Annotated in this window: 22 protein-coding genes; 12 read left to right on the top strand and 10 right to left on the bottom strand. The window is 70.2% G+C overall.

What is annotated here, in order from left to right:
- Positions 1 to 66: 66 nt before the first annotated feature.
- From AAFN86_RS23965 to AAFN86_RS23945, 5 genes are all read left to right on the top strand, one after another.
- Positions 67 to 876, top strand: coding sequence for a GNAT family N-acetyltransferase (locus AAFN86_RS23965; protein WP_347546096.1), 810 nt, complete (start codon positions 67 to 69; stop codon positions 874 to 876).
- A gap of 115 nt (positions 877 to 991) precedes the next feature.
- Positions 992 to 2,011 carry a tripartite tricarboxylate transporter substrate binding protein gene (locus tag AAFN86_RS23960; protein ID WP_347546095.1) on the top strand — a complete coding sequence of 340 codons (1,020 nt, stop codon included), beginning with the start codon at positions 992 to 994 and terminating at the stop codon, positions 2,009 to 2,011.
- 34 nt (positions 2,012 to 2,045) lie between these two features.
- Positions 2,046 to 2,576, top strand: a complete 531-nt coding sequence (locus AAFN86_RS23955) for a tripartite tricarboxylate transporter TctB family protein (RefSeq protein ID WP_347546094.1) — start codon at positions 2,046 to 2,048, stop codon at positions 2,574 to 2,576.
- Entirely contained in the window at positions 2,576 to 4,072 is a 1,497-nt protein-coding gene (locus AAFN86_RS23950) for a tripartite tricarboxylate transporter permease (RefSeq protein WP_347546093.1), read from the top strand. The genes AAFN86_RS23955 and AAFN86_RS23950 overlap by 1 nt, the downstream gene beginning before the upstream one ends.
- 46 nt (positions 4,073 to 4,118) lie before the next feature.
- A complete protein-coding gene (locus AAFN86_RS23945) occupies positions 4,119 to 5,087 on the top strand; it encodes a tripartite tricarboxylate transporter substrate binding protein (RefSeq protein ID WP_347546092.1) in 969 nt (322 codons plus the stop codon).
- Positions 5,088 to 5,282: 195 nt separating this feature from the next.
- Here AAFN86_RS23945 and AAFN86_RS23940 read toward each other — a convergent pair whose 3' ends face one another.
- Positions 5,283 to 6,452: an iron-containing alcohol dehydrogenase gene (locus tag AAFN86_RS23940; protein WP_347546091.1), complete on the bottom strand. Its 1,170-nt coding sequence runs from the start codon at positions 6,450 to 6,452 to the stop codon at positions 5,283 to 5,285.
- Positions 6,453 to 6,668: 216 nt separating this feature from the next.
- On the opposite strand from AAFN86_RS23940, the gene AAFN86_RS23935 reads away from it, so the two are divergent.
- A complete protein-coding gene (locus AAFN86_RS23935) occupies positions 6,669 to 7,658 on the top strand; it encodes a tripartite tricarboxylate transporter substrate-binding protein (protein ID WP_347546090.1) in 990 nt (329 codons plus the stop codon).
- 4 nt (positions 7,659 to 7,662) lie between these two features.
- Here the strand turns inward: AAFN86_RS23935 and AAFN86_RS23930 are convergent, their stop codons facing one another.
- On the bottom strand, positions 7,663 to 8,664 hold the full coding sequence (locus AAFN86_RS23930) for an NAD(P)-dependent oxidoreductase (protein ID WP_347546089.1): 1,002 nt from the start codon (positions 8,662 to 8,664) through the stop codon (positions 7,663 to 7,665).
- Positions 8,665 to 8,880: 216 nt separating this feature from the next.
- On the opposite strand from AAFN86_RS23930, the gene AAFN86_RS23925 reads away from it, so the two are divergent.
- Positions 8,881 to 9,843, top strand: a complete 963-nt coding sequence (locus tag AAFN86_RS23925) for a tripartite tricarboxylate transporter substrate binding protein (protein ID WP_347546088.1) — start codon at positions 8,881 to 8,883, stop codon at positions 9,841 to 9,843.
- Between the two features lie 12 nt (positions 9,844 to 9,855).
- On the opposite strand, the gene AAFN86_RS23920 is transcribed toward AAFN86_RS23925, so the two are convergent.
- The 6 genes from AAFN86_RS23920 to hemF all read right to left on the bottom strand — a co-directional run bounded on the left by AAFN86_RS23920 (position 9,856) and on the right by hemF (position 15,980).
- On the bottom strand, positions 9,856 to 10,431 hold the full coding sequence (locus AAFN86_RS23920; protein ID WP_347546087.1) for a DUF2585 domain-containing protein: 576 nt from the start codon (positions 10,429 to 10,431) through the stop codon (positions 9,856 to 9,858).
- A complete protein-coding gene (locus AAFN86_RS23915; protein WP_347546086.1) occupies positions 10,428 to 11,561 on the bottom strand; it encodes a benzoate/H(+) symporter BenE family transporter in 1,134 nt (377 codons plus the stop codon). Before AAFN86_RS23915 ends, AAFN86_RS23920 begins: the two co-directional genes overlap by 4 nt.
- Entirely contained in the window at positions 11,561 to 11,929 is a 369-nt protein-coding gene (locus AAFN86_RS23910; protein WP_347546085.1) for a helix-turn-helix transcriptional regulator, read from the bottom strand. Before AAFN86_RS23910 ends, AAFN86_RS23915 begins: the two co-directional genes overlap by 1 nt.
- 397 nt (positions 11,930 to 12,326) lie before the next feature.
- A complete protein-coding gene (locus tag AAFN86_RS23905; RefSeq protein ID WP_347546084.1) occupies positions 12,327 to 14,579 on the bottom strand; it encodes a molybdopterin cofactor-binding domain-containing protein in 2,253 nt (750 codons plus the stop codon).
- On the bottom strand, positions 14,576 to 15,028 hold the full coding sequence (locus AAFN86_RS23900) for a (2Fe-2S)-binding protein (protein ID WP_347546083.1): 453 nt from the start codon (positions 15,026 to 15,028) through the stop codon (positions 14,576 to 14,578). Before AAFN86_RS23900 ends, AAFN86_RS23905 begins: the two co-directional genes overlap by 4 nt.
- A gap of 94 nt (positions 15,029 to 15,122) precedes the next feature.
- Complete coding sequence (gene hemF / locus AAFN86_RS23895) at positions 15,123 to 15,980, bottom strand: oxygen-dependent coproporphyrinogen oxidase (protein ID WP_347546156.1); 858 nt, start codon at positions 15,978 to 15,980, stop codon at positions 15,123 to 15,125.
- Positions 15,981 to 16,460: 480 nt separating this feature from the next.
- Here hemF and petA point away from each other — a divergent pair, with 480 nt between their 5' ends.
- The 4 genes from petA (at position 16,461) to AAFN86_RS23875 (ending at position 20,570) form a co-directional block, all read left to right on the top strand.
- Positions 16,461 to 17,006 (top strand): ubiquinol-cytochrome c reductase iron-sulfur subunit, encoded by a 546-nt coding sequence (gene petA, locus AAFN86_RS23890; protein WP_347546082.1) that lies wholly within the window; start codon positions 16,461 to 16,463, stop codon positions 17,004 to 17,006.
- Positions 17,007 to 17,017: 11 nt separating this feature from the next.
- On the top strand, positions 17,018 to 18,286 hold the full coding sequence (locus AAFN86_RS23885) for a cytochrome b/b6 (RefSeq protein ID WP_347546081.1): 1,269 nt from the start codon (positions 17,018 to 17,020) through the stop codon (positions 18,284 to 18,286).
- 2 nt (positions 18,287 to 18,288) lie between these two features.
- Entirely contained in the window at positions 18,289 to 19,056 is a 768-nt protein-coding gene (locus AAFN86_RS23880) for a cytochrome c1 (RefSeq protein ID WP_347546080.1), read from the top strand.
- A gap of 179 nt (positions 19,057 to 19,235) precedes the next feature.
- Positions 19,236 to 20,570, top strand: a complete 1,335-nt coding sequence (locus tag AAFN86_RS23875; protein WP_347546079.1) for an acetyl-CoA hydrolase/transferase C-terminal domain-containing protein — start codon at positions 19,236 to 19,238, stop codon at positions 20,568 to 20,570.
- A 93-nt stretch (positions 20,571 to 20,663) separates the two neighbouring features.
- Here AAFN86_RS23875 and AAFN86_RS23870 read toward each other — a convergent pair whose 3' ends face one another.
- A complete protein-coding gene (locus AAFN86_RS23870; RefSeq protein WP_347546078.1) occupies positions 20,664 to 21,050 on the bottom strand; it encodes a RidA family protein in 387 nt (128 codons plus the stop codon).
- Positions 21,051 to 21,055: 5 nt separating this feature from the next.
- Positions 21,056 to 21,232 carry a DUF4169 family protein gene (locus AAFN86_RS23865; protein WP_347546077.1) on the bottom strand — a complete coding sequence of 59 codons (177 nt, stop codon included), beginning with the start codon at positions 21,230 to 21,232 and terminating at the stop codon, positions 21,056 to 21,058.
- 42 nt (positions 21,233 to 21,274) lie between these two features.
- Between AAFN86_RS23865 and AAFN86_RS23860 the strand changes: the two genes are divergently transcribed.
- Entirely contained in the window at positions 21,275 to 21,934 is a 660-nt protein-coding gene (locus tag AAFN86_RS23860; protein ID WP_347546076.1) for a dienelactone hydrolase family protein, read from the top strand.
- Positions 21,935 to 21,960 lie beyond the last annotated feature (26 nt).

The following is a 21,960-nucleotide window of genomic DNA, read 5'->3' as shown; positions in this document are numbered from 1 at the left end:
TGGGCCGTCATCGCACGGCCGCGTCAAGCACTTGACGCGCGCATCGCCGCATCGTCGCATCCTCCCATGCGCCCGATGACCGAGGTCGATCTTCCCCGCGCGGCGGCGCTTTCGGCGTTGATCGGCTGGAACCAATTGCCGCGCGACTGGTCGCTGTTCCTGCGCGAAGGCGCCGTGCGCGCGATCGACGATGGGCAGGACGCGCTCGCCGCGACCGCCGCCTTCATCCGCTATGGCGGGGACCTCGCCTGGATCTCGATGGTGCTGGTGCGGCCGGACCAGCGCCGGCGCGGCCATGCGAAGACGCTGATGCGCTGGGCGGTCGATTCGCTCAACGGCATGGGCTGCGCCGCGCTCGACGCCACACCGGCCGGACGGGAGGTGTACCGCCAGCTCGGCTTCCGCGACCTGTGGGGCTTCGCACGCTGGTCTTTGCCCGAACCCCTGCCCGCCGCGCCCGGCGTGCGCCCGCTGGCCGAGGATGATTGGCCGGCCGTGCTGGCGCTCGACGCCGCCGCCTTCGGCGCGCCGCGCGCCGCGCTGCTGCGCGACTTCGCTGCGCGCCTGCCGCAGGCCGCCGTCATGGCCACCGACGGAAGTGGCTTCGCACTCGCCCGCGATGGCGCGCGGGGACCGCAGATCGGCCCGGTGGTCGCGCCGGACGATGCCACGGCGCGCGCGCTGATCGCCGCCGCGCGCAACGCCCTGCCCGGCGCGGCCGTCATCGACCTGACGGATGCACGGCATGGCCTTGCCGGTTGGCTCGCACGCCATGGCGGATCGGCGCAGCGCCCCTTCACCCGCATGGCGCTGGGCGCAGACACGCCGGGCGAGCCGATGCGCTTCGCCGCCGTGGCCGGGCCGGAGTTCGGCTAGCCGCCCTGGCTTGACGGGGTCGCATCCGGCACCGCACCATCGGCGGTAACTGTTGGGTTACTGCCTCAGGACGCCGCGACGAACGCGGCGCATGACCGAAGGAAGGGTCCAAGACATGCTTCGCAGGCATCTCCTCGCCGCTACTGCCGCCGGTATCGCCATCCCCGTCACGCTGCGCGCCCAGGGCGCCTGGCGGCCCGACCGTCCGGTGACCCTGATCGTCCCCTGGGCAGCCGGCGGTTCCACCGACCAGATGGCGCGCATCGTCGCTGCCGAGCTGGAGGCCCCGCTCGGCCAACGCGTCGTGGTGGTGAACCAGCCTGGCGCGTCCGGTTCGATCGGCACGCGCAATGCGATGGAAGCGGCGAAGGATGGCCTGACATGGGCCGCCGGCGCTGCGGTCGATGTCGGCTGCTACAAGGTGCTGGGCCTGCTCGACACGCAGTTGTCGGACTGGAACCTGTTCTTCGCGGTGGCCAATGTGAACGTGCTGGTGGCCAACCCCCAGGCCGGCTTCCGTGATTTCGGCGCGGCGCTGGAAGCGCTGAAGACCCGCGGACAGGGCATCGGCATCGCCACCGCCGGCGTGTCCTCGGCCGGTCACAACATGCTCGAGGCCCTGCGCGCCGCCACGCCCTTCCAGTACCGCCACGCCACCTATGACGGCGGCAATCCGGCGATGATCGCGACCGTGTCCGGCGAAACGCCGCTGGGCGCGATGCTGCTGGTCGAAGCCGCGGAGATGATCCGCGCCCGGCGTCTCATCCCGCTCGCCGTGCAGGCGGAGAACCCGGTGACGCTCGTTGCCCAGGGCAGCACACCGGCGATCGAGATCCCCTCGGTGCGTCGCTGGATCCCGAATATTCCTGCGCCGCTCAACTACTTCGGCATCTGGTCCGCCAAGGGCGTGCCGGACAATGTGGTGCAGACCATGACCACCATCTGGCGCGACACCATCGCCAATTCGCAGCGCCTGAAGGACTACGCCAATTCGCGCGCCGCGCTGTTCACCCCGCTATACGGCCAGCAGGCGCATGACGAGGCCTGGAAGATGGTGCGCCAGACCGCCTGGCTGTATTTCGACGGCGGCAAGGCGCGAGTGAGCCCTGACACCCTCGGCATCGCGCGTCTCTGATGCACCGGGCGGGCCTGCATCGCGGGGTGCGCCGATGAGCGAGACCGAGGCCGACTCCCCCTTCGAGGGGGAGAAGGCGCCTGCCTCGCCCCGCGCGGACCTCGTCACGGCCCTGGTGCTGTTCGCCCTCGGCACCGCCATCGTGGTGCAGGCCTGGCAGATGCCGCGCTTCGTCGAGCAATCGGGCACCGGCCTGACGGCACCGGGCATCGTGCCGGGATTCTACGGGGTGGTGATCGCGCTACTCTCGGTGTTGCTCGGCGTGCGGTCCATCGCGCGGGGCGGCTGGGCGAAAGGCGGCGCGGCGACGGGCAGCGCCGCCGACCGGCGACAACTCGGCACCGCGGCGGTGCTCGGGCTGGTGTATGCCGGCATCCTCGTGGGGCGGCTGCCCTTCTGGCTTGCCTCGGCACTGTTCGTCTTTGCCTTCACCGCCGCCTTCGAATGGGAATTGGGGCCACAGGGCCGCGCACGCCGCATCATCGAGGCGGCGCTGATCGGCCTGGGAACCGGCGTGGCGGTGATGCTGGTGTTCGAGAAACTCTTTCTGCTGCGGTTGCCCTGATGGATGCCTTGAACAACCTGGTCGGCGGTTTCGCCCACGTGCTCGGCGGCGGTGCGATCTTCCACGCCCTGTGGGCAACGCTGATCGGCATCATCATCGGCGCGCTGCCAGGGCTGACCGCGACCATGGGCGTCGCACTCCTGACCACGCTGACCTTCGGCATGGGGCCGGACAAGGCCATGCTGGTGCTGGTCTGCGTCTATGTCGGCGCGATCTATGGCGGGTCGCGCAGCGCCATCCTGCTGAACATCCCCGGCACGCCGGCCTCGGCGGCATCGACGCTCGATGGCTTCCCGCTGGCGCGCCAGGGGCTGGCCGGGCGGGCCATGGGCATCTCCACCTCGGGGTCCTGGCTCGGTACACTGTTCGGCACGGCGATGTTGGCGCTGTTCGCGCCATCCTTCGGCGAATTCGCGTTGCAGTTCGGCTCGTATGAGATGTTCTGGGTCGCGTTGTTCGGCATCGTCATCGCCGGGTCGCTGTCGGGTGGCGATGCGCTGAAGGGCTACATCGCCGGCTTCATCGGCTTGTTCATCGCGACGATCGGGCAGGAGACCAACCACGCCTACGCCCGCTTCGCCTATGGCGATGGCGATCTCGCCGGCGGGCTCGGGCTGCTGCCGGTGCTGGTTGGCGTGTTTGGGGTCGCGGAAGTGCTGTCGGCGATGCGCGGGCCGGCGGTGAAGGCGGTGTCGTCCAAGATCGACAGCGTCATCCCGCGCATCCGCGACGTGACGCAATATTGGAAGACCATCCTGCGGTCAGGCGCGCTCGGCACCTTCATCGGCGCCATGCCGGGGCTGGGCGAGGACATCGCCGCCTGGACCTCCTATGCCGCCGCCAAGCGCGCCAGCAAGGAACGCGAGAAATACGGCAAGGGCAGCATCGAAGGCCTGATGGCCGCCGAGACGGGGGAGAGCGCCTGCGTGCCCGGTGCGATCATCCCGGTCCTCACGCTCGCCGTGCCGGGTTCCGCGCCGGCCGCGGTGCTGATGGCGGCGATGATGATCCACGGTCTCAATCCGGGGCCGATGCTGGCGATCACCGCGCCTGAGTTCATCTACCAGATCGTCGCCATGCTGGTGATCGCCGACATGGTGAAGATGTTCTATGGCTTGGTGCTTGTGCGCCCCTTGCTGTGGATCCTGCTGATCCCGCGGTCGCGGCTGATGCCGGTGGTCTTCGTGCTGTGCACGGTTGGCGCCTTCGCGATCACATCCCGACTGTTCGACATCTGGGTGATGCTGGGGGCGGGGCTGGTCGGGTTCGTGCTGCGGGAATTGCGCTTTCCGATGGCGCCGCTGGTGCTGGGCATCGTGCTGGGGGACCTGCTCGACAAGAACCTGCTGCGCGGGCTGGTGCTATCGGGCGGCGATGTCACGCCCTTCTTCACGCGGCCGATCAGCATGGGGCTGTGTGCCCTGACGCTGCTGGCGGCGGCCTGGTCGATCCCGGGACTGACCACGATCTTCAGGCGGCGCCCGGCAGCGGCCTGACCGGCACGGACCTTGCTTTCCCCGGCCCGACACCCGGGGAACCCGCATGAACCGTCGCAGCCTGTTGTTCGCCGCCGCATCGCTTGGCGCACCTGCCGTCGCCCGCGCGCAGGACACCTGGCCGGCGCGCCCGACGACGGTCGTCGTGCCCTATGTGCCGGGCGGGCCATCCGACATCCTCGCCCGCACGCTCGGCCAGCAACTTTCGGCGCGGCTCGGCCAGCCCTTCGTGGTGGAAAACCGCACCGGCGCCAATGGCGCCGTCGCTGCGCAATATGTCGCCCGCCAGGCGCCCGATGGCGCGACGCTGTTCGTTGCCGCGAGCGGCATCCTGACCATCAACCCGCTGCTGCTGACGCGCGCGGGCTACGATCCGGTCGGCGACTTCACGCCCATCACGGTGGCCATCAGCGCGTCCAACCTGATGGTGGTGAACCCCGCCGTGCCAGCCACGACGCTGCCCGAACTGATCGCCTGGCTGCGCGCCAATCCCGACAAGGCGTCCTATGGCAGTTCCGGCATCGGCTCCTCCGAGCATCTCGGCATGGAGCTGTTCAAGCAGGTGACCGGCACCGAGGCGACGCACATCCCCTATCCGGGCGGCGGCGCTGCCGCGACCGACCTCGTCGGCGGCACGCTGCAGCTCGCGCTGCTCAACATGGCAACGGTGGTGCCGCAGGTGCAGGCGGGGCGGCTGCGCGCCATCGCAGTCGGCGGTAACGTCCGCCATCCGCTGCTGCCGGACGTGCCGACCTTCATCGAGGGCGGGCTGGCCGGTTTCACCTCCGGATCCTGGCACAGCATCGTCGCACCGCGCGGGATGACCGAACCGCTCGCCACCCGCATCCATGCCGAAGTGACGGCGGCGCTGCGCGCGCCGGAGGTGGGACAGCGCCTCGCCGCCACCGGCTTCGTGGTGGAAGCCGGCAGCCGCGACGCGCTGGCCACCACCATCGGAACCGAGACGACCCGGTGGCGCGAGGTGGTGCGCCGGGCCGGGCTGGCGGCCGGGTAATGCCAAATCCCGCGGGTCGTGACCGATCCGGGGGATTCGCCATGCGTCTGGAGGCTGGGCATCGGCACGCGCCGGCTTCGCTTCGCCGGACCGCCGATGGGCTGCATCCACGGCGTTGCCCGCCTGCGGCGGGCCTGAGTCCCGGGCAACGCGATCCGACATCGGGCAGGACCGCCAGGGCGATACCCGCTCCGCTCAGGCCGCCGCTTCGAGGATCGCCACCACCTCCTCCGGTCGGGTGATCCGCCGTGGATTCGTGTGCAGCCACGGGTCGCGCATGGTGTTGGCGGCGAGCAGCGGGAATTGGTCGGCCGCGACCCCCACCTGCGACAGCCGCGACGGCAGGCCGAGTGCCGCGACCAGTTCGGCCACCGCCTCCGCCGCCGGCACGCCGGGCCGCCCCAGCGCCTCCGCCACCAGTGCCTGACGTTCGCCGTTCACTGCCGCATTGTAGCGCAGCACATGCGGCAGCATGACGCAGGAGGTGTAGCCATGCGGCACACCGGCCGTGCCGCCCAGCACATGGCCGATGGCATGGCTTGCCCCCATCTGCACGCCGCCCCAGCGCCCGACAACGGACAGCCACACCGCCAGCTGGCAGTCCTGCCGTGCGGCCAGGTCGCCCGGATCCGCCTTCACCCGCGGCAGTGCCCGCGTCAGCAACCGCAGGGCCTGCAATGCACTTGCATCGCTCACCGGATTGTTGAGTGGCGAACACAGCCCTTCCGTCGCGTGATCGACGGCGCGGATGCCGCTCGCCAGCCATACCCACATCGGCGTGCCGACCGTCGGCACCGGATCGAGGATGGTCACGCGCGGCACATGCAGCGGATGGCGGAAGCTCTGCTTCACCTTCTTCACCGGATGGGTGGAACCCGCCTGGGAATTGTACTCACCGCCCGACAGCGTGGTCGGGATGGCGACCTGGCGCACCACCGGCCCGTCATAGTCTGGGATGTGCCGCGTGCCGTCCGGGTTGGTCACCATGCGGAAGGGTTCGAGGCCATCCATGGTGGCGATGCCGTGCCGCAGGCACAGCTGCATCACCTTGCCCGCATCCGTCACCGACCCGCCGCCGAAGGTGACGATCAGGTCGGCCGCCGCATCGCGCGCGGCATTCGCGGCCGTGACCACCACATCGATCGGCGTGTGCGGCGGGATGCCTTCATGCAGGCCCGCGAAGCGCGCGCCAAGCGCCTCGCGCATCCGCGCCACGTGGTCGGTGTCGCGATTCATCGTCCGGCTCACCACCAGGAAGACGCGTCGCGCGTCCAGTCGCTCGGCTTCGGCGAGCAACGCCTCGGCGGCGGGGACGCCGCTCTGCACGCGTTCGATCGCCGGTAATGCGATGGTGCCACGCCACATGGGTGCCGACTCCGCTGCCGCCATTGTCCGGCGACCTTATCCCGGCCGGCGACGCTGACCAGCCATGGCAGGATGCGCCTCCTGCCGGCGTCCGGGGCGAAGGCTGCTTCGCCCATCGGCAATCGCGGCGACCATCGCCTTGCTGCGCTGCATGAACCCTCTCGCCGCGGCGGGCAGGGCGGCGCACCATCGCCCGCGAAGCCAGGAGCGCGCCCGATGTCCCCATCCGCGACTGTCGCGAAACGCCTGCATCGTCGCACGGCACTCGCCCTGACTGGCGTCGCCGCTTTCGCCGCGCCCGCCGCCGCGGCCTTTCCCGACCGGCCGATCGTCATCGTCGTGCCCTTCCCGCCCGGCGGCGGCGTCGATGCCGCGGCACGCGCGATTGCCGAGGGCATGGCCGCCGATCTCGGCATCCCGGTGCAGGTCGACAACCGGCCTGGCGGGACAAGTTCGATCGGCGCCGGTTACGTCGCACGCTCGTCCCCGGATGGCGCCACGCTGCTGCTGGGCACGACCTCCCTGTCGATCAACCCGGTGATGCAGCCGACCCTACCGCCGGGCGACCCGCGCACCGCGCTCGCGCCGGTCGGCCAGGTGCTGCAGGTGCCCTACATGCTGGCGGTCGGCCCCACGGCGCCGGCGGGCGATGCCGCCGCGCTGATCGCCTGGGCGCGCGCCCATCCCGGGCGGTTGGACTTCGCCAATGGCGGCAGCGGCAGCGGCCAGCGCATGTCCGCCTCGCTGCTCGCCTTCCGCGCCGGGATCGAGGTCAGCCACGTGCCCTATCGTGGCGCCGCGCCCGCCGTCATCGACCTGGCCGCCGGGCGGGTTCATGCGTTGTTCGCGCAGCCGATCGAGGTCGCGCCCGTGCTGCAGGCCGGCACGGTACGGGCCGTCGCGGTCAGCACCGCCACCCGGTCTCGCGTCTTCCCCGAGGTGCCGGCCCTCGCCGAGACGCTGCCGGGCTTCAATGTCGGAAGCTGGAGCGGCCTGTTCGCCGCGGCCGGCACGCCCGAGCCGGTGCTGGACCGCCTCAACGCCGCGCTGAACGCGGCGATGCGCAACGATGCCATGCGCGCGCGCTTCCAGGCGGAGGGCGCCGAATTCGTCGGTGGCACGCGCGCGGCCTTCGCCGCGTTGCTGGACCGCGAGATCCGAGGCTGGATCGAATTGCAGCGCGCGACGGGGCTGACGGTGGATTGATCCGTCAGCCCGCCGGCACGCCGATCCGCGCCAGCCGGTGCGCGGCGGCGGCGTTCACCGCATGGTCCGGCATCTCGCCGCGCGCCAGTGCCGCGACCTGGTGCACCGTGTCCATCGCCTGGTGTTCCATCGCCTCCGGCGTCATGCCGGCGATGTGCGGCGCCGCCAGCACGTCCGGCCGGCGCGCGAGGAAGGCCGACGGCCGCTGGTCGAGCGCGCGCCCGACATCCATCGCCGCGCCCGACAAATGTCCATTGTCGAGTGCTGCCTCCAGCGCGCGTTCATCCACCAGTTCGCCACGCGAGAGATTGATGAACCGCGCCCCGCGTTTCATCCGTGCGAAGGCCGCCGCGTTGAACAGGTCGCGCGTCTCGGGGCTGGAGATGGCCAGGCACACCACGATGTCCGCTGCCGCCAGGACCTCCTCGAAGCCCAGCTTCGTGATTCGCGGATCCTCGACGTTGGCGTAAGGGTCCGACACCAGCACGCGCATCCCCAGCGCGAGCGCCACCTCCGCCAGCCTTCGCGCGATCCGCCCATAGCCGACGATGCCGAGCGTCGCGGCCGACAATTGCAGCCCCATCCGCCCCTGCGGTTCCTCGCCGCGACGATAGGCCTGGATGTAGCCGGACATGTCGCGCGCCAGGTCGACCATGAAGCCGAGCCCGACCTCCGTGACGCTGTCGACGAAGCCGGGTGTGGCACGCGTCACCAGCACGCCGGCGGCACTCGCGGCGGGGACGTCGATGGTACTGATGTCCACCGCGACGCGCAGGAAGGCGACCAGGTCCGGCGCCGCCGCGAAGGTTTCCGCGGTGCCGGGCGTGGCGCGGTCGGCGACGATCGCCTGGCAGCCGCGCGCGGCCTCGGCCAGGGCGGCGCCGGTCAGCACGGTGGCGCCGGGGTTGCGCACCACCTCGGCATGCCGTTGCAGGGCGGCGAGCGCGCGATCCCCGTAGTAGCCGACAAACATCTCCGGCGTATGCGCCAGGAACACGCGCAGCATGGCTGCTTCCTCCCCTAAAGATTGGGCAGCCTACCGGTTCGGCCGGACAAGGGAACACGGGCCCCCGGGATCACGGGTGGAACCGATGTAAAGACTTCACGAAATTGCCGCCGGATGCATCGAATCCTTTACCGCTTCACGCGCGCCGGCGGCGAAAGACGCGTGCAAGAACGCGCCCGCCGCAGGCACATGGTGGTCCCTTCCGAGGAGGACCGCATGACGATGCTGTCGCGTCGCGCTGCCATCGGCGCCCTGATCGCCACCCGCGTCACCGCGCCGGCCATCGCCGCGCCGTGGCGGCCGGACCGGCCGGTGGAATTCGTCGTCGGCTTCGCCGCCGGCGGCGGAACCGACATAGTCGCGCGGCTGTTCGCCCGGCACCTGGAAGCGCGGCTCGGCCAGCCGATGACGGTGGTGAACCGGCCCGGCGCGTCATCGGAGATCGCGCTCACCTACGTCGCGCGTGCGCGACCTGATGGGCAGGTGATCGGGCTGACCAACATGCCGTCCTTCGTCACGGTCCCGGTCGAACGGCGCGCGCAGTACAACCTCGACAGCTTCACCTTCATCGGCAACATCATGACCGACGCGACCGGATTCATGGTCGCCGCCGACAGCCCGATCCGCGACATGGCGGACCTCGTCCGCCGCGGACGGGAACAGCCGGATCAGATCGTCGTCTCGACCTCCGGCATCGGCACCGATGACCACCTTCTGCTGGTGATGCTGGAACGCGAGACCGGCGCGCGCTTCACCATCGTCCACTTCAACGGCGCGCCGCAGCAGCGCAACGCCCTGCTGGGCGGCCAGGTGCAGGTGAACATGGTCTCGATCGGCGAATTCGCGCCCAATCCGCAGGGCATGCGCTACATCGCCCATGCCGGCGCGCAGGCCAGCCGCTTCGCCCCCGCGACGCCGACCCTGCGCGGCATGGGCCTTGAGATCGAGATGTATTCCGAGCGCGGCATCGTGCTGCCCGCCGGCACCCCGGCCGCCATCGTCGAGCGGCTGCGCGAGGCGGTGCAGGAAACGGCGGAGGACCCCGCCACGCGCGCCACCTTCGCAACCCAGTTCATCGAGCCGAGCTACGAAGCCGGCCCGACGTGGGAATCGCGGATGCGTCGCGCCCAGGGGCAATATGCCGAGCTCTGGCGCCGCCAGCCCTGGATCAATGCGTGATCCAGGCCCCCGTCATCGTGGCGACGGTGCCGCCTGCGTCTGCCACGCCCGCACCGCGTCGACGGGCCGCACCAGCATCAGCACGTTGAGCGTCAGGTTGTCGCGGATCGCCCAGGCGGCGACGCCCTCCAGCATCAGCACGACGAGTATCGAGGCCACCGTCGGAAGACGCGACGCCACGAAGAAGCCCACCAGCATCGCCACGCCGTCGCTGATGGAATTGACGATGCTGTCGCCGTAGTAGTCGAGCGAGGCTGTCACTTCCCGGTAGCGATCGATGATGAGGGAGGTGTTCTCCAGCACCTCCCACGCGCCTTCCAGCAGCATTGCCGCCACGGCGCGCCAGGGCACGCTCCAGCGCGGCGCCAGCCAACGCAGCGCGGCGTAGAAGATGAAGCCGTGCACCAGGTGCGACAGCGTGTACCAATCGGTCAGATGCTGGGAATTGCCTGACGACCACACATCGCCGTGCCACAGGCTGACATAGCCGCAGGTGCAGATCGGCACGCGTCCCAGCGCGAATTCGATGCCGGCGACGGCGACGAGGATGCCCGCCATCGCCGCCCAGGGCATCCAGCGCGCCGTCATGCGCGCCACCGGGCCAGCAGCATCATCGCCCCCCCCGCCAACAAGCCCCAGAAGGCACCACCGATGCCAAGGAATGCAACACCGGATGCGGTGACCACGAAGCAGACCAGCGCCGCCTCCCGCCCCTGGGGCGCATGGACCGCGCCCAGCATCGCGCCGCCGAACGGCCCGAGCAGCGCAAGCCCGGCCACCGCCTGGATCAGCACCGGCGGCGCCGAGGCAACAAAGGCCGTGACCGCCCCGGCGAGCAGACCGAACACGGTATAGGTCGCACCCGCCACCACCGCCGCCACCCAGCGCCGCGCCGGGTCCGGCCCGGCGCCTTCCCCGGCGCACAACGCCGCGGTGATCGCCGCGAGGTTCACCGCATGGCCGCCGAAGGGCGCACCAGCCAGCGAGAACAGCCCCGTCGTTGTGAACAGCGGCCCGGCCTCCGGCCGATACCCGTTCACCGACAGCACTGCGAGGCCCGGGATGTTCTGCGAGGCCATGGTCACGATGAATAGCGGCAGCGCGATGCCCGTCAGCGCCGCGACCGAGAAGGATGGCAGGACGAGCACCGGCTGCGGCACCCAGCCCGCCATCGGCAGCGGCGCGGTCGTCGCGATCACCGCGACCGCCACCAGCACTGCCGCCGGCACCGCCAGCACGCGGTTGATCCGCGCCACCACCGCCCAGGCGAGCACGATGCCGAGGCCCGCCGCCGGCTGTTCCGCCACCGCCCGCACCGGCGCGAGGCACAATGTGAACAGGATGCCGGCCAGCATCGCATTCGCCAGCGGCGCCGGTATCGCCGCCACCGCGCGGCCCAGCGGCTTCCACAGCCCCGCCGTGGTCAACAGCACGCCACACGCCAGGAAAGCGCCCACCGCCTCGGCAAAGCCGCCGGCCGGCGCCGCCGTCGCCGCCAGCAGCGCGGCACCCGGCGTCGACCAGGCGACGCTGATCGGCAGCCGCAGCCGCAGGGACAGCACGATCCCCGCCAGCCCCATTGCGATCGACAGCGCCATCAGGCCCGACGCCGCCTGGGCGGGGCTCGCACCAACCGCCACCAGCCCCTGCAGCACCACGGCGAAGGAGGATGCAAAGCCGACGAAGCCCGCCAGCAGCCCGGCCGAGACCGCCTGCATCAGCGCCGCCCCCTGGGCAGCGTATCGAGCACCGCGGCGAGGCGCGCCGCGGCCTCGGGGGTCACCTGGCGGATTTCCCGCGCCAGCCGGTTGGCGAGATCGGTCACCGCCGGGTCAAGCCCCGCCGTGTCGAGCACGACCCGCGGGTGCGATTGTCGCGCCAGCCGTGCGAGTTCCTCGGCATCGTCCCAGATCAATCCGAAATACTCGTTCACCTGATGCACCAGGCCCGCCGAGGGCCGCCCGCGCCGCCCATGCTCCAGCGCCGAGAGATAGGCCGGCGAGACCTGCAGCGCCGCGGCGAGATCCTTCAGCGTGACGTCTCGCTGCGCGCGCAATTGCCGCAGCCTGGCACCGAAGGGTGTCATGCCGGGGCGGACGGAAGCGGGGCAGCGCGGGTCATGGGGAGGTTATCGACGATGCCAATGGGGATCGGCAAACCGGCATGTCGGAGAACGGGAAGGGGCCTCGTGGATCCGCCCGGAAGCCGGGATAGGGGATGGAGGGGCGTCGCCCCTCCAAGCCACCCCACCAGGGGCCAGCGGGCCCCTGGACCGCGGGGATTTGGTGCGCGGCACGGCAGTCCAGGCGCCACGCGATGGAAACGACGGGCCCAGCGCCCGGGTCAGTCCGCATCCGCCCCCGCCGCCCGGTACCAAATTGAGGTGTCCAGTGCCCTTCAGGCGTTTGGCCGGATGAGGTCCGGGGAAGGGTGAGGCCCTCCGCCGATCCACCCCCGCAGCCGCGAGGGCCGGCGCTTCTCCCTCACGCCCCCGATAGTCGCGTCCGCCCGAACGGCATGCTGCGCAGCCGCTGGCCGGTCAGCGCGAACACCGCATTCGCCACCGCCGGCGGGACCCCCGGCGTGCCGGGCGCGCCCACCCCGCCCATCGGCGCGCCGCTTTCGATCACGCGGACATGCACCCGCGGCATGCGGTCGCGCCGCAGCACGCGATAGGTGTCGAAGTTCCGCGTCGCCACTTCGCCGCCCTGGAAGACGATCTCCTCCGACAGCGCGGAGGACAGGCCGATGGCGGCGGCCGACTGCACCTGTTCCTCAATGGTGCGCGGGTTCACCGCGCGGCCGGGGTCGATCGCGACCCACAGGTCATGGACCACCACCTCCCCGTCGCTGACCGAGACTTCGGCCATGGTCGCGACCTCGGAACCGAAGGGGGACGCCATGGCCACGCCACGGGCGCGGCGCGTGCCGTCGGGTGCGTCGAATGGCCCGCGCCGCCAGCCGCCCGCAAGGTCGGCGACGGCCAGCAGCAACGCCTTGTGGCGATCGCTGTGGGCGACGAGCGCCTGCCGCAGCGCGAAGGGGTCGCGCCCTGCGGCGGCGGCAACCTCGTCCAGGAAGCTCTCGAAGAAGAAGTCGTTCATCGAATGCCCGACCGAACGCCAGAAGCCCAGGTTGACGCCGGGCGGATGCGGCACGGGCACGAACTCCACCCGCTTCGTGGCGAAGCGATAGGGCTTGCCGGACAACCCCTCCATGATCGATCCATCGATCGGCGGGTTACCCAGGGCCGCCGAGCCGAAATGCCGGGTGATCGGCCCCTCGCCATAACCGGCGGCCTGGAAGGCGACGATCTCACCGGCCGCGTCCAGCCCGGCGCCGAAGGTGGCGAAGGCGAGCGGGCGATAGGCGTCGCGGCCGAATTCCTCCTCGCGGCTCCAGATCACCTTCATCGGTCGGCCGGTGGCCTTGGCCAGCAGGATCGCCTGGGGATGCGCATTGGCCGGGCCATAGGCGAAGTGCCGGCCGAAGAAGCCGCCGAGCGGCGGCGAGTGGATGCGCACCTTGGCGGATTCGATCCCGGCGGTGCGGGCGGAAGTCGCCAGGAAGAAATCCGGCGCCTGGTTCGGCACCCAGACATCCAGCGTGCCATCGGCGTTGAAGCGCGCCGTGGCCGATGTCGGTTCCATCTGCGCATGGGCGAGGTAGGGCGCGTCGTATTCGGCCTGGATGACGCGGGCGGCGGTGGAGAAGGCGACGGCGGCGTCGCCCGCTTCTTCCGCAGTATTGCCATGCGAGCCGGCGGCAGCCTTGAGCCGGCCGAGCATCGCCTCGCTGGTGAAGTCCGCATCCATCACCGGGCCCTGAAGGGCCTGCCAGGCAACCTGCGCCTGGCCCACCGCCGTCTTCGCCCGCCACCAGCTGTCGGCGACGACAGCGACCGCGCCCGGCAGGCGATGGACGGAATGCACGCCGGGCAGCGCGCGCAGCGCCGCCTCATTGGTCACCGCGGCGGGCTGGGCGCCGGCGCGCGGTGCGTGCAGTACGGCGGCGAGCAGCATCCCCTCGACCTTCACGTCGATGGCGTAGGTGATCTTGCCGGTCGAGCGTTCCCGCACGCCAAGACGGGGGATCGGCCGGCCGATCAGGCGGAAGCCGGCGGGGTCGCGCAGCGGCGGATTGGCCGGCGGTTCGATCGCGGCCGCGGCCGTGGCCAGGTCGCCATAGGGCAGCGCGCGCCCGGACGCCGCATGCACCACCCGGCCCGGCTCGGTGGTCAGCGTGTCGGCTGGCACGGCAAGACGGGTGGCGGCGGCGGCGATCAGCATCGCCCGCGCGGTCGCGCCCAGCGTGCGGAAATGCGCGAAGGACGACCGCACCGAGAAGGACCCGCCAGTGAAGCGGGCATTGCCCCCCTGCATGACCTGGTAGTCCTCGCCCGGCGGGGCGCAGGTGACGGTGAAGCGCGCCGGGTCGGCGTCGAGTTCCTCGGCGACGATCTGGGCAACGGCCGAATCGATGCCCTGCCCGCCCTCGACGAAGGGGTTCTGCAACTGCACCGAGCCGTCCGGCATGATGCGCAGATAGGCAGCGACCTTGCCGGCATGGCGCAGCGCCGCACCCGGCGTGCCCTGCGCGCGCGGCGCGCGGGCGGGGATGGCGAGGCCCAGGAACAGGCCCGCCCCGGCGGCCGCGAACATCCCGCGCCGCGACAGGTTGATGGGCCGCCCGGGCGGCATGGCGGCCGAGAAGGCCGCGGCGAGGCCGGCGGTCACAGCTGCTCTCCGGCGAGGGCGATCGCCCGGCCGATGGCGTTGTAGGTGCCGCAGCGGCAGATGTTGGTCATCGCATCGCGGATCTCATCCGCGCTCGGCTTCGGCGTGGTGGCCAGCAGCGCGGTCGCCGCCATCACCTGGCCCGACTGGCAATAGCCGCATTGCGGCGCCTGGGCGGTGACCCAGGCCTCCACAACCTTGGCGCCGATCGGGTGTGCCTCGATCGCCTCGATGGTGGTGATCGGCTGGCCGACGGCGGCTTCGACAGTGAAGGAGCAGGACCGCGTCGCCTGGCCATCCACCAGCACGGTGCAGGCGCCGCATTGCGCAACGCCGCAGCCATATTTCGTGCCGGTCAGGCCGAGCTGTTCGCGCAGCACCCACAGCAGGGGCGTGTCGCGTTCCACCTCGACCTGGTGGACGGTCCCGTTGACGGTCAATTCGAACATCGTGTCACTCAGCCTTCGGGTCTCGGGACCGGAGATGGGGCCGGGTGGGGCTGCTGGAAAGGTTGCCGTGACGCCGCGGTGCCAGGCGGCCCGGTCACGGCCATGCGACCTCGGGCGGCAGGGACATCAGGATCGCCTCGACATTGCCGCCGGTCTTGAGGCCGAACAGCGTGCCGCGGTCGTGGATCAGGTTGAATTCGACATAGCGGCCGCGGCGCACCAATTGCTGCTGGCGTTCCTCCGCCGTCCAGGCCTCCCGCATGCGGCGGCGGACGATGGCCGGATAGGCATCGAGGAAGGCGAGGCCGACGTCCTGTGTGAAGGCGAAGTCCGCCTCGATCCCCTGGCCCGGCGTGCGGTCGCCGAGCCAGTCATAGAAGATGCCGCCCAGCCCGCGGGGTTCGTTGCGGTGGGGCAGGAAGAAGTATTCGTCGCACCACTGCTTGAACCGCGGGTAGTAGGTCGGGTCCGCCTTGTCGCAGGCGGCCTTGTAGGCGGCGTGGAAGCCTCGCGCATCCTCCGCCGCCTCGGCGCTGTCGGGGAACATCGGGGTCAGGTCGCCGCCGCCGCCGAACCAGGCCCGGTTCGTTACGATGAAGCGGGTGTTCATATGTGCCGCCGGTACGCGCGGATTGCGCAGGTGGGACACCAGCGAGATCCCGGTGGCGAGGAAACGTGGATCCTGCTCGGCGCCCGGGATCTGCTTGCGGAACTCGGGGGAGAATTCCCCGAACACGGTCGAGACATTGACGCCGACCTTCTCGAAGACCCGCCCGCGCATCACCGACATCACGCCACCGCCACCTTCGGGGCGGGTCCAGGCGGTGCGCTCGAACCGGCCAGCGGGCAGGTCGCGATGGGGACCGGAGGCGAGATCGTCCTCGATCGACTCGAATGACGCGCAGATGCGGTCGCGCAACGCCTCGAACCAGGCACGGGCCGGCCCGACCATCGGATGGTCCGACGGTGCGCCCTGATGCGCTTCGATGGCGCCGGCTTCGGTCTTGCCTGCCTGCTGCTCGGTCATGCTCGCCTCCTGCTCGGTCATGCTCGCCGCCCCGCGACGCGACGGCCGCGTGACCTGGGCCACGCTGTCGGATGCCCTGCATCGCGCCGGCAGCGCAAGACGCGAAGCGGCCGCGGCGCCGCCCGGCGCGGACAATCGGGCGGATCACGGTTCGTTCCGGTGCCGCAGCCAAGATGAGGCCCACAGAGCATATTGTCGGGCCATCTTGTCCGCCGGGGCCGCAAGCGGCCGGCGTGCCATGGACACCCCGCGCGAGCGCCCCGTATAAGGTCGGCCGCGCAGGGAGGGCAGCGCGCGTGGCCGCGCGCCTGCCCAGCCCTGCTTGCGGGTGCCGCACCGGTGCCCGGTTCGGGTTGATGCGGCCGGCACCGCCCTTCGGCGTGCCGGCGGAAGGGATGGTGAGGCATGGCGGATAGTGGCGAGGCCACCGCAGCCGGCGGGACGCCGCGGCGGGACTTCCTGACTCTGGTAACAGCGTCATTCGTCGGGGTTGGCGTCGGCGCCATCGCCTGGCCCTTCATCAATTCGATGCAGCCGGCGCGCGACGTGCTGGCGCTGGCCAGCACGGATGCCGAACTCGGCACCATCACGGCCGGCCAGGCGGTGACCGTGATGTGGCGCGGCAAGCCGATCTTCATCCGGCACCGCACGGCCAAGGACATCGAGGAAGCCCGCGCCGTGCCGCTGGCCGACCTGAAGGACCCGGCGACCGACCAGTCCCGTGTCCAGAAGGAACAGTGGCTGGTGATGATTGGCATCTGCACGCATTTGGGCTGCATTCCGCTGGGCCAGAAGCCTACCGACACCAAGGGGCCGTTCGACGGGTGGTTCTGCCCGTGCCACGGCAGCGCCTACGACACCTCGGGCCGCATCCGGCAGGGGCCGGCGCCGCGGAATCTTGACATTCCGCCGTACACTTTCACCTCCGATACCAAGATCCGGATCGGCTGAGGAACGCGACGATGGCGAGTGGCCTGCACAACAGCGACATCCCGAACCCCGTCCTGCGCTGGATCGACCAGCGCATGCCGATCTTCACCATGATGCAGAAGGAGTACGGCTCCTTCCCGACCCCCCGGAATTTCAACTACTTCTGGAATTTCGGCGCGCTCGCCATGGTCAACCTGATGATCATGATCGCCACGGGCATCTTCCTGGCGATGCACTACACGCCGCACACCTCCATGGCCTTCGATTCCGTCGAGCGCATCATGCGCGACGTGAATTTCGGCTGGCTGCTGCGCTACGTGCACGCCAACGGCGCATCGATGTTCTTCATCGTCGTCTACATCCACATCTGGCGCGGCCTGTACTACGGGTCCTACAAGGCGCCGCGTGAGCTGCTGTGGATGCTGGGCGTCGTCATCTTCCTGCTGATGATGGCCACCGCCTTCATGGGCTACGTGCTGCCCTGGGGCCAGATGTCCTTCTGGGGCGCCACCGTCATCACCAACCTGTTCTCCGCCTTCCCGCTGGTCGGCGAGTGGATCGTGCAGCTGCTGTGGGGCGGCTTCAGCGTCGACAACCCCACGCTGAACCGCTTCTTCGCCCTGCACTACCTGCTGCCCTTCGTGATCGTGGGCGTGGTGTTCCTGCACATCGTCGCGCTGCATATCACGGGGTCGAACAACCCGCTCGGCATCGAGCCCAAGGGCCCGCAGGACACCCTGCCCTTCCACCCGTACTACACGGCGAAGGACAGCTTCGGCCTGGTGATCTACTTCATCGTCTTCGCCGTGCTGGTGTTCTTCGCGCCGAACTACCTCGGCCACCCGGACAACTATATCCCTGCCGACCCGCTGGTGACGCCCGCGCACATCGTACCGGAATGGTACTTCCTGCCGTTCTACGCGATCCTGCGCGCGGTGCCGGACAAGCTCGGCGGCGTGCTGATGATGTTCGGCTCGATCGCGCTGCTGTTCGTGCTGCCCTGGCTCGACAGTTCGCCGGTGCGCTCGATGCGCTTCCGCCCGATCGCGCGCATCGCATTCCTGCTGTGGACGGTCTGCTTCCTCGTGCTGCTGTATTGCGGCGGCAAGCCGCCGGAGGAACCCTTCGTCACCATCAGCCGCTTCGCGACCGCGTACTACTTCGCGTATTTCCTGGTGATCCTGCCGCTGCTCGCGCGGCTCGAAAAGCCGCTGCCGCTGCCCGAGAGCATCGCACGAGCCGTGCTCGGCGGCGGGCCACTGCCCGCGGGTGCGGCGGCGAAGCCGATGGAGAAGGCCTGACCATGCTGCGTTCTTCGCTCAAGGCCCTCGCCCTCCTCGGCGGGCTGGTCCTCGCCACCCCGGCTGCCCATGCGGCCGGGGAGGAAATCCACATCCCGAATGCCAATTTCAGCTTCAACAGCGTGTTCGGGACCTTCGACCGCGCCAGCGCGCAGCGCGGCTTCCAGGTCTACTCGCAGGTCTGCTCGGCCTGCCATGCGATGCACCTGCTGTCCTACCGCAACCTGACCGAACTCGGGCTGACGCCCGCGCAGGTCGCGGCCATCGCATCCCAGGTGCAGATCCAGGACGGGCCGAACGACGAAGGCCAGATGTTCGAACGGCCGGGCCGTCCGTCCGACCGTTTCCGCAGCCCCTTCCCGAACCCGCAGGCAGCGCGCGCGGCGAACAACAACGCCCTGCCGCCGGACCTGTCGGTCATCGCCAAGGCGCGCGCCGGTGGTGCGAACTACATCTACGCGCTGATGACCGGCTATGAGGATCCGCCCGCCGGCATGACCCTGGGCGACGGGATGAACTACAACCGGTACTTCCCCGGCCATCAGATCGGCATGGCGCGGCCGCTGAACCCCGACCAGGTGGAATTCGCCGACCACACCCCCGGCACGGTCGAGAACATGGCCCGTGACGTGGCGACCTTCCTGGCCTGGGCCGCCGAGCCCGAGCTCGAGGAACGCCGCGCCATGGGCATCAAGCTCATCGTCTTCCTGACCCTGCTCGCCGGCCTTGCCTATGCGGTGAAGCGCAAGGTCTGGGCGAACGCCCACTGACACGGCGCGCGCCGCCCCGGCGGCGCGCCCCCCCCGGCATGCGGGACGACAACGGCGGGTCGGTGGGCAACCACCACCCGCCGTTCTGCGTCTCGGGACCCTGGCCGGGCGGACGGAATCCTGCGACTCTTTCAGCGCGGTCCGGCTTGAGACCGGTCCGCCGCGACAGGGAGCAACGGATGCAGTCCATGGCCGCGGGCAAGTCTGCCCGCCGTATCAGCGCGGCCGAGGCCGCCGCCCTCGTGTCATCCGGCGACTGGCTCGACTACGGCGTCGGCTTCAACCAGCCCGATGCCTTCGACCGCGCGCTGGCGGCCCGCGCCGCGGAACTGCGCGACGTCACCATCCGCAACTGCCTGAGCATGCGCCCGCGCGCCATCCTCGAAGCCGATCCGCAGGGCCGGAGCTTCCGGTGCTTCAACTGGCATTTCTCCGGCTATGATCGCCGGATGCACGATGCCGGGCTGTGCCACTACATCCCGTGCAACCTCGGCGAGATCCCGGATTACTACCGGCGCTTCGTCGACAGGCTGGACATTGCGGTGATCCGGACCTCGCCGATGGATGCGCAGGGCTGGTTCAACTACGGCCCGCTCAACCTGTGGCACCCGGCGGTGGTCGAACGCGCGGCGACCGTGATCATCGAGGAATCGCCGCACATCCCGCCGGTGCATGGCCCGCAGGCGCGGCTGCATCGCAGCGAGGTGGACTACGTCATCGCCGGCGACGACGCGGCGCTGCCCGAACTGCCCAACGCCGTCGCCACCGACGTGGACCGCGCCGTCGCCCGGCTGATCGCCGCCGAGATCGAGGACGGCGCCTGCCTGCAGGTCGGCATCGGCGGCATGCCCAATGCGGTGACCACGCTGCTGCTGGACAGCGGCGTGAAGGATCTCGGCATCCATACCGAAATGCTGAATGACGGCCTGGCCGAACTGTACCGCGCCGGGCGCGTCAGCGGCGCGCGCAAGGCCTTCGACCAGGACCTGGTGACCTACAGCTTCGCCCTCGGCAGCCAGGCGCTGTACGACACGGTGCGCGACAATCCCGATTTCATCTGCCGCCCGGTCGACGAAACCAACCTGCCCGACATCATCGCCCGCAACGACCGCGTGGTCGCGATCAACAACACGACCCAGATCGACCTGCAGGGCCAGGCCTCGTCCGAATCGGATGGCCACAGGCACATCAGCGGCACCGGCGGGCAGCTGCAATTCGTCCGCGGCGCCTATGCGTCCAACGGCGGCAAGTCGTTCATCTGCCTGGCCTCGACCTATGAACGCAACGGCGTGCGGAAAAGCCGCATCGCGGTGGAACTGACACCGGGCAACATCGTGACGACGCCACGTTCGGACATGATGATCGTCGTCACCGAATACGGGATGGTGAACCTCAAGGGGAAGTCGGTGCCGGAACGCGCCGAGGCGCTGATCGGACTGGCACATCCCGACTATCGCGAATCGCTGGAACGCGAGGCGCGGGAGAAGGGGCTTCTGCGCCGGCGCTACGTCTGACGGTGGACGGCCGAGAGCGGCGCGGCCTCTCCCGGGCTCCCCCCGCCAGGGAGCGACGGCCCCCTGGAGCACGGTATCCTGGCGCCACGCGGGTCAGGGGCGTCTGGCTATGGCCTCGATCTCGATCAGGGCGCCCCGCACCAGCGCGGTGACGCCGACGCAAGTTCGCACCGGACGGCCGCCTTCGGGCAGCGCCGCGGCGTAGGCCATGTTCATCGCACCGTAGTCGCGCTCGAAGGCCGAGAGGTAGACGCGCACCGAAACAAGGTGTTCGAGCCCAAGCCCCAGCGCACCAAGCGCACGCGCCAGATTGCCCATGGTCCGCGTCGTCTGCGCCGCGATGCCGTCGGGAAAGGGCGCCTCGGGGTCATCGATGTCGCGCGGGAACTGGCCGGTCAGGAAGACGAAGCCATCGGTCTCCACCGCGTGGGAGGATGGCGAGACGGAAGGCGGGAAGCCCGCCAGCATGTGGTGGCGCATGGCGATCAGTCCTCCTTCTTCGCACCGTCGAGCAACGCCTTGCGGCGGGCCTCGGCCTGCGCGTCCTGCATCTTCTCCGCCTTGGTGCGCCCGTGCTTCGCCCGCTTCGCCGCGGCATCCGCATCCGCATCCTGCCGCGCTCGCGCCTTGCGGGCCTTGTTCAGATTGACGATCTCGCCCATGGGGGGAGGATACGCCGCCTCTCGCTCCAAGGGAAAACGTCCATGTCCATGATCTCGTTGACCGCGGCCGACGGCCACCGCCTGTCCGCCTGGCGGGCCGGCCCGCAGAACGCCACCCGCGCCCTGGTCGTGGTGCAGGAAATCTTTGGCGTGAACCACCACATGCGGAATGTCTGCGAGAGCTTCGCCGCCGCGGGCTATGCCGTCATCGCCCCCGCCCTGTTCGACCGCGTGGGCAAGGGAATCGAACTCGGCTACCAGGCCGCGGATGTCGCGCGGGGGCGGGAACTGCGCGGCAAGATCAATGACGGGCTGACCGTGCTCGACATCCTCGCCGCTGCGGCCGCGCTGCCGGCCGGCGTGAAGCGCGGCATCGTCGGCTATTGCTGGGGCGGCACCGTCGCCTGGCATGGTGCCACGCGCACCAGCGCCTTCTCCGCCGCCTGCGGCTGGTACGGCGGCGGCATCGCCGCGGCGAAGGACGAGGTTGCCCGCTGCCCCGTTCAGCTGCATTTCGGCGAGACGGATGCCTCCATCCCGATGACCGACGTCGCGGCGATCAGGGCCGCCCAGCCCGGTGTGGATGTCCATGTCTATGGCGGCGGCCACGGCTTCGGGTGCGACGAACGCGGGTCGTACGTGCAGGCGGATTGCGAGTTGGCGCAGAAGCGGACGCTGGAATTCTTCGCAAAGAATCTCTGATACCAACGGCACGAGTCATTGACTCG

It is taken from the genome of Roseomonas sp. CAU 1739 (assembly GCF_039839775.1).
Lineage (GTDB): Bacteria > Pseudomonadota > Alphaproteobacteria > Acetobacterales > Acetobacteraceae > Neoroseomonas.
The sequence above is the reverse complement of the archived record's forward strand: the minus strand, read 5'-3'. Positions and strand labels throughout refer to the sequence as shown.

What these genes read in the sequence shown, in the direction of transcription:
- AAFN86_RS23950 (WP_347546093.1), top strand. Translation starts at nt 2,576, where the DNA reads ATGGATGCCTTGAACAACCTGGTCGGCGGTTTCGCCCACGTGCTCGGC.
- AAFN86_RS23870 (WP_347546078.1), bottom strand. Translation starts at nt 21,050, where the DNA reads ATGCGCCACCACATGCTGGCGGGCTTCCCGCCTTCCGTCTCGCCATCC.
- AAFN86_RS23880 (WP_347546080.1), top strand. Translation starts at nt 18,289, where the DNA reads ATGCTGCGTTCTTCGCTCAAGGCCCTCGCCCTCCTCGGCGGGCTGGTC.
- AAFN86_RS23900 (WP_347546083.1), bottom strand. Translation starts at nt 15,028, where the DNA reads ATGTTCGAATTGACCGTCAACGGGACCGTCCACCAGGTCGAGGTGGAA.
- AAFN86_RS23930 (WP_347546089.1), bottom strand. Translation starts at nt 8,664, where the DNA reads ATGCTGCGCGTGTTCCTGGCGCATACGCCGGAGATGTTTGTCGGCTAC.
- AAFN86_RS23885 (WP_347546081.1), top strand. Translation starts at nt 17,018, where the DNA reads ATGGCGAGTGGCCTGCACAACAGCGACATCCCGAACCCCGTCCTGCGC.
- AAFN86_RS23960 (WP_347546095.1), top strand. Translation starts at nt 992, where the DNA reads ATGCTTCGCAGGCATCTCCTCGCCGCTACTGCCGCCGGTATCGCCATC.
- hemF (WP_347546156.1), bottom strand. Translation starts at nt 15,980, where the DNA reads ATGGTCGGGCCGGCCCGTGCCTGGTTCGAGGCGTTGCGCGACCGCATC.
- AAFN86_RS23910 (WP_347546085.1), bottom strand. Translation starts at nt 11,929, where the DNA reads ATGACACCCTTCGGTGCCAGGCTGCGGCAATTGCGCGCGCAGCGAGAC.
- AAFN86_RS23925 (WP_347546088.1), top strand. Translation starts at nt 8,881, where the DNA reads ATGACGATGCTGTCGCGTCGCGCTGCCATCGGCGCCCTGATCGCCACC.
- AAFN86_RS23920 (WP_347546087.1), bottom strand. Translation starts at nt 10,431, where the DNA reads ATGACGGCGCGCTGGATGCCCTGGGCGGCGATGGCGGGCATCCTCGTC.
- AAFN86_RS23955 (WP_347546094.1), top strand. Translation starts at nt 2,046, where the DNA reads ATGAGCGAGACCGAGGCCGACTCCCCCTTCGAGGGGGAGAAGGCGCCT.
- AAFN86_RS23915 (WP_347546086.1), bottom strand. Translation starts at nt 11,561, where the DNA reads ATGCAGGCGGTCTCGGCCGGGCTGCTGGCGGGCTTCGTCGGCTTTGCA.
- AAFN86_RS23860 (WP_347546076.1), top strand. Translation starts at nt 21,275, where the DNA reads ATGTCCATGATCTCGTTGACCGCGGCCGACGGCCACCGCCTGTCCGCC.
- AAFN86_RS23965 (WP_347546096.1), top strand. Translation starts at nt 67, where the DNA reads ATGCGCCCGATGACCGAGGTCGATCTTCCCCGCGCGGCGGCGCTTTCG.
- AAFN86_RS23940 (WP_347546091.1), bottom strand. Translation starts at nt 6,452, where the DNA reads ATGTGGCGTGGCACCATCGCATTACCGGCGATCGAACGCGTGCAGAGC.
- petA (WP_347546082.1), top strand. Translation starts at nt 16,461, where the DNA reads ATGGCGGATAGTGGCGAGGCCACCGCAGCCGGCGGGACGCCGCGGCGG.
- AAFN86_RS23875 (WP_347546079.1), top strand. Translation starts at nt 19,236, where the DNA reads ATGCAGTCCATGGCCGCGGGCAAGTCTGCCCGCCGTATCAGCGCGGCC.
- AAFN86_RS23935 (WP_347546090.1), top strand. Translation starts at nt 6,669, where the DNA reads ATGTCCCCATCCGCGACTGTCGCGAAACGCCTGCATCGTCGCACGGCA.
- AAFN86_RS23945 (WP_347546092.1), top strand. Translation starts at nt 4,119, where the DNA reads ATGAACCGTCGCAGCCTGTTGTTCGCCGCCGCATCGCTTGGCGCACCT.
- AAFN86_RS23865 (WP_347546077.1), bottom strand. Translation starts at nt 21,232, where the DNA reads ATGGGCGAGATCGTCAATCTGAACAAGGCCCGCAAGGCGCGAGCGCGG.